The sequence below is a fragment of the Streptomyces sp. NPDC005899 genome (assembly GCF_040629645.1).
In the GTDB taxonomy this organism is placed as follows: Bacteria; Actinomycetota; Actinomycetes; order Streptomycetales; family Streptomycetaceae; genus Streptomyces.
This window is the reverse complement of sequence record NZ_JBEXWB010000401.1, coordinates 1-5,240: the sequence shown is the minus strand read 5'-3', so window position 1 is coordinate 5,240 and position 5,240 is coordinate 1. Positions and strand designations below refer to the sequence as shown.

5 protein-coding genes are annotated in these 5,240 nt (G+C 74.8%); 3 read left to right on the top strand and 2 right to left on the bottom strand.

All coding sequences use genetic code 11. The annotated features are described in order from the left end of the window. Positions 1 to 1,194 (top strand): 3-carboxy-cis,cis-muconate cycloisomerase (gene pcaB, locus ABZ371_RS28570; protein WP_358684874.1); only part of this gene is annotated, 1,194 nt, incomplete at its 5' end. Continuing rightward, a complete protein-coding gene (gene pcaD, locus ABZ371_RS28565) occupies positions 1,191 to 2,348 on the top strand; it encodes a 3-oxoadipate enol-lactonase (protein WP_358684871.1) in 1,158 nt (385 codons plus the stop codon). The genes pcaB and pcaD, both read left to right, overlap by 4 nt. A gap of 36 nt (positions 2,349 to 2,384) precedes the next feature. Here pcaD and ABZ371_RS28560 read toward each other — a convergent pair whose 3' ends face one another. Then, positions 2,385 to 3,308 carry a phospholipid scramblase-related protein gene (locus ABZ371_RS28560; protein WP_358684868.1) on the bottom strand — a complete coding sequence of 308 codons (924 nt, stop codon included), beginning with the start codon at positions 3,306 to 3,308 and terminating at the stop codon, positions 2,385 to 2,387. Positions 3,309 to 3,745: 437 nt separating this feature from the next. Between ABZ371_RS28560 and ABZ371_RS28555 the strand changes: the two genes are divergently transcribed. Then, positions 3,746 to 3,958 (top strand): MbtH family protein, encoded by a 213-nt coding sequence (locus ABZ371_RS28555; RefSeq protein ID WP_358684865.1) that lies wholly within the window; start codon positions 3,746 to 3,748, stop codon positions 3,956 to 3,958. Positions 3,959 to 4,071: 113 nt separating this feature from the next. Here ABZ371_RS28555 and ABZ371_RS28550 read toward each other — a convergent pair whose 3' ends face one another. Then, the gene (locus tag ABZ371_RS28550) at positions 4,072 to 5,073 is read right to left on the bottom strand and encodes a bile acid:sodium symporter family protein (protein WP_358684863.1); all 1,002 of its coding nucleotides are present in this window, start codon (positions 5,071 to 5,073) and stop codon (positions 4,072 to 4,074) included. Between the last annotated feature and the right edge of the window lie 167 nt (positions 5,074 to 5,240).

Below are 5,240 nucleotides of genomic sequence, written 5' to 3'. Positions count from 1 at the left end.
CCGGCCGCGGCCGGCCCGGCGGTCACCGCGGCGGCCGACGCGGACCGCTTAGACGTGGGGGAGATCGCGCTGCGGGCGCGGTCCGCGGGCAATCCGGTGATCCCCCTGGTGGCGGACCTCTCGGCGGCGGTCGACACGGACCTGCGGCCCTACGTGCACCGGGGCGCGACCAGCCAGGACATCCTCGACACCGCGGCGATGCTGGTGGCCTCCCGGACCCTGGCCCTCATCCTCGGCGACCTGGGGCGGACGGCCGACGCCCTGGAGAGGCTGTCGGCCCGGCACCGCGACACCCCCATGGCCGGCCGGACGCTGACCCAGCACGCCGTACCCACCACCTTCGGGCTGAAGGCCGCGGGCTGGCGCTCCCTCGTGCTCGACGCACGGGACCGGCTGCGCAGCGTGCGGGAGTCCCTCCCCGCCCAGCTCGGCGGCGCGGCGGGCACCCTGGCCGCCTTCGGCGCCTTCGCCCCGGACGGCGAGGACGGCTTGGGGCTGCGGCTCGTCACCGCGTACGCACGCGAAGTGGGCCTCGCCGCACCGGCGTTGCCCTGGCACACGCTCCGCACCCCGGTGGCCGACCTGGCCGGGGCGCTCGCGTTCACCGCGGGCGCGCTCGGCAAGACGGCGGCCGACGTGCTCACCCTGTCCCGGACCGAGATCGCCGAGCTGGCCGAGGGACGGGGCGGGGGTTCGTCCGCCATGCCGCACAAGGCCAACCCGGTCCGTGCCACCCTGATCGCCGCCGCGGCCCGCCGTGCGCCGGGCCAGGCGGCCACGCTCCTCGGCTCGCTCGTGGCGGAGGACGAACGGCCCGCCGGAGCCTGGCACGCCGAATGGGAGCCCCTGCGCGAGCTGTTGCGGCTGGTCGGCGGGGCGGCGCGGGACGCCGCCGCACTGGCGGGCGGACTGACCGTGTTCCCGGAGGCCATGCGGGCCCGGCTCGCCCTCACGGGCGGGCTCGTCACCTCGGAGCGGGTGGCCGCCGTCGCCGCCGGCCGGGTGGGCCGCTCCCGTGCCCGGGAGATCCTCGCCGAGGCGGCCCGCCGGATGCGCGACGGCGGCGGAACGCTCGCGGACGCGCTCGCCGGGGAGCCCGCGTTCGCCGGCCTCGACCTGGGTGAACTGACCGACCCCGGGCGGTACACCGGCTGCGCCGGGCCGCTCACCGACCACGCCCTGGAGCGCCGATGACCCCGCCTGACGCCCGCCTCCTCCACCACCGCGCCGAGGGGCCGGCCACCGCTCCCCCGCTGCTGCTCGGCCCGTCGCTCGGTACGTCCACCGCGCTCTGGGACGGTGTGGCGCCCGAGCTGTCCACCACCCACCGGGTCCTGCGGTGGGACCTGCCGGGGCACGGCGGATCGCCCGCCGGGCTGATCGGGCCCGGAGCCGGCGTGCCGGACCTGGCCTCGCTGGTCCTGCGCCTCGCCGACTCGCTGTCCCTGGACAGGTTCTCCTACGCCGGGGTCTCGCTGGGCGGAGCCGTGGGCCTCTGGCTCGCCGTCCACCACCCGGACCGGCTCGAACGCCTGGCCGTCGTGTGCTCCTCCGCCCACTTCGGTGCTCCCGGCCCGTGGCGGGAGCGGGCCGCGCGGGTGCGCGCCGAAGGCATCGGCCCGGTCGCCGAGAGCGCCGCGGCCCGGTGGTTCACGCCCGGTTTCACCTCGCCCCGGCTGCTGGAGGACCTCCTGGGCGTCGACCCGGCGGCGTACGCCGCGTGCTGCGACGCGCTCGCCGCCTACGACCTGCGGCCGGCGCTGCACGGGGTCAGGGCGCCCACGCTGGTGATCGCGGGCCGCGAGGACCCGGCGACGCCGCCCGCGCACGCCCGGGAGATAGCCGACGCGGTACCGGGAGCGACCCTCGTCGAACTGCCGCGCGCCTCCCACCTGGCACCCGCCGAACGCCCCGGGGCCGTCCGGGAGGCGCTCCGCGCGCATTTCGCCACCGGCGGGCGCGGGAGCGGGGCGGCGGTCCGCCGGGAGGTGCTCGGCGACGCCCACGTGGACCGGGCGCAGGCGGCCACCGACGCGTTCACCGCACGCTTCCAGGACTTCATCACCCGCTACGCCTGGGGCGAGGTCTGGACCGATCCGACCCTGTCCCGGCGGGAGCGGAGCCTCATCACGTTGACCGCCCTCGTCGCCCACGGCCACCACGACGAACTGGCGATGCACGTCCGGGCCGCCGTGCGCAACGGGCTGACCCCGCAGGAGATCGGTGCGGCGCTCGTGCAGACGGGCGTCTACTGCGGGGTCCCCGCCGCGAACTCGGCGTTCGCCGTGGCGCAGCGGGTGCTGGCCGGGATGGAGGGGGAGGAGCCCGGCGCCGCCGGGGCACGGTGAGCCCTCCCCCGCGGCCCGCGCCGCCCTGCCCGGGACTCAGCCGAGGCCGCGGGAGTCCTGCTTGAGCGCCGTGTCCACGGTGAGGGCCGTCGCCACGACGAGGCTCAGCAGCGGCTCGGGCAGCTGGTAGTGGATCTGCAGGACGTAGTTGTCGGCCGTGGTGAACAGGGTCTTGGCCAGGCCCTCCCACTTCTTGGTGATGCGCGCGATCTCGGCGTCGTTGTGGTCGACGATCGCGAAGTTCCAGGCCCGCCAGTTCTCGGCCTTGATCGCGCCGACCTGCCGCCCGTCGACCGTCATGGCGAAATTGATCTTGCCGATGGCGTTCTGCTGGACGATCTCGCCCACGGGCCGCCCGTCGGGACGCTGGACGATCACGCGGGACTTGATGAACTTCGCCGGCCTGGTCAGGAGCAGCTGCGGCTGCCCGTAGGCGTCGCGGATCTCCAGCCGGTGCGTCAGGTACTGGTCGATGCTGGAGACGAACCTGAGCACCTTGCGCAGTGCGCTCTGGCCGACCTGGACGACCGAACCGACCGTGTTGCCCTGCTGGTCGAAGACGCGGTACTCGTTCGTGACCTCGATCAGTTTGGCCTTCTGGCTGACGACCAGGACCTGCTGGTCGAACAGCGAGCCGGCGCTGACGGCCCCCTGCTGCGGGGGCACCTGGTGCTGCGGCGCGTGGGCCTGCGGCACCTGGTGCTGCGGCGCATGCTGCCGGCCCTCCGCGCCCTGCGGCCATCCGGGAGCCTGGCCCTGGGCGGGCGCGCTGGCGGGAGCCTGGGCCGGGGCGGACCGCGCGGCCTGGGCGCCCGGCGTTGGGGCGGTCTGCGCGGCGGCCTGCGCCTGGGCGGGGTGCGTGTGCTCGGTCCACCGGGCACCGTCCCAGTAGCGCAGCAGCTGAGGTGCGCCATGGGGGTCCGGATGCCATCCCGCAGGTATGTTCGATTGCGTTGTCACCGGGGCACATTATCCTGCCGAGCTGTGGGACCGATTGTTTGAACAGGGTCGTCCAGCCGCCGTCGCCCGCCGGTACCGAGGCCGGTGTCCGCGCCGCTGCCCAGAACGCGTCGGTGCCGGGTGCGCCGGTCAGACCGAAGACGGCGAAAGCACTCTCCCGGCCGGGGAGGCCGGGCGTGCCGGGGGTCATCGCCGGCCCGCGGGGCCGGCGCCCGTGCGGTGGGCGCGTGCGTCGGCGGGCATGTCCAAGCGGCCCTCCGCGGTGGCCCGTTCGGTACCCAGGCGCATGGACGTCTCCTTGTGAGAGGGAAGGGAAGAAGCTAGGCTCAGTTAGGGGAGCCTAACCTGAGGGTGCCCGCCGTCGCCATCCCCGGCCCCGGTACCGACGGGGGGTGCGCGGTCCTGGACGCATACGACTTACACGGAGTCAACGACACATGAGCACCAACCCTTTCGACGACCCCGACGGCCGCTTCCTGGTCCTGGTGAACGACGAGGGCCAGCACTCCCTGTGGCCGTCCTTCGCCGAGGTGCCCGGAGGATGGGTGGTCGCCTTCGAGGAGAACACCCGTCAGGCCTGCCTGGACTACGTCGAGACCCACTGGACCGACCTGCGTCCACGCTCCCTCGCCCGGTCCACGCACTCCTGACCCGGTCGCGGGCGCCCCGTGGGCCGCCCCGGGTGAGGAGGTGGTGGACCGGTGGCGCGGCCGGTACGGCACGGCGCCGCGATGCGGGACGGCGCCTGCGCCGTCGCGTGCGGTCAGGCCTCCTCGGGTGCGGCCGGGCCGGAAGCCGGTGCCGAGGCCGGCCCGGTGGTGGCGGCCACCGGGCGCGTGCCGCGCCGGGAGGTGCGTGACATCCAGGCCGCGACGAGGGCGCCGGAGATGTTGTGCCACACGGAGAACACGGCGGCGGGCAGGGCGGCCAGCGGGCTGAAGTGGGCGGTCGCCAGGGAGGCGGCGAGTCCCGAGTTCTGCATCCCGACCTCGAAGGCCATGGCGCGACTGGCCGGCCGGCCGAGCCCGCTGACCTTTCCCGCGCCGTAACCGAGGGCGAGCCCCAGTCCGTTGTGCAGCACGACGGCGACCAGCACGCTGAAGGCGGCCGACCTGATCGCGCCGGCACTGCCCGCCACGACGGCGCAGACGATGGCGGCGACGGCCAGTGACGACAGCCAGGGCATCACGCCCAGGACCCGGTCGACGAGCCTGCCCGCGACCAGCCGCACCACCAGGCCGCCGATCACCGGAAGCAGCACGGTCTTCAGGATGTCCGCCATCATCGAACCGGCGTCCACCGGCAGATAGGCGCCGGCCAGCAGCAGGGTGAGCGGTGGCGTCACCAGGGGGGCGAGCACGGTGGAGACGGTGGCGACGGACACCGACAAGGCGACGTCGCCGCGCGCCAGGAAGGTCACCACGTTCGACGCGGTTCCGCTGGGCGCGCAGCCGACGAGGATCAGCCCCGCCGCCAGCTGCGGGGGCAGCCCGAGAGCGTGGGCGATGACCCAGCCGAGCCCCGGCATGATGACGTAGTGCGCGACCAGGCCGATCGCGACGGCCCACGGCCGCTTCGCCACGCCCTTGAAGTCCTGCGGAGTCATCGTCAGTCCCATGCAGAACATGACGATGCCCAGCAGGTACGGAACCGAGCTGCCCCAGCCCGCGAACGTGCCGGGCGTGGCCAGACCGGCCGCACCGGCCAGGAGTACGAGGACGGGGAACACCGTGACGGCGCGGCGGGCTGCTCCGTCGTCGGACACCGGCTGATCAGGGACTGTCTGTTCGGATCGCACAGCGCGATGCAACGCCGCGAGCACTCCGCGTCGCAAACCCCGGCATGGGCTGCATCTCGTTCGCGCCGCTCGCCCAGGGCCTGCTCACCGGCAAGTACCTCGCGGGGATCCCGGAGGGCTCGCGGGCGAGCCAG

Bases quoted from the DNA above. Each gene is read 5' to 3' on its own strand.
- pcaD (WP_358684871.1), top strand. From the start codon at position 1,191: ATGACCCCGCCTGACGCCCGCCTCCTCCACCACCGCGCCGAGGGGCCG.
- ABZ371_RS28555 (WP_358684865.1), top strand. From the start codon at position 3,746: ATGAGCACCAACCCTTTCGACGACCCCGACGGCCGCTTCCTGGTCCTG.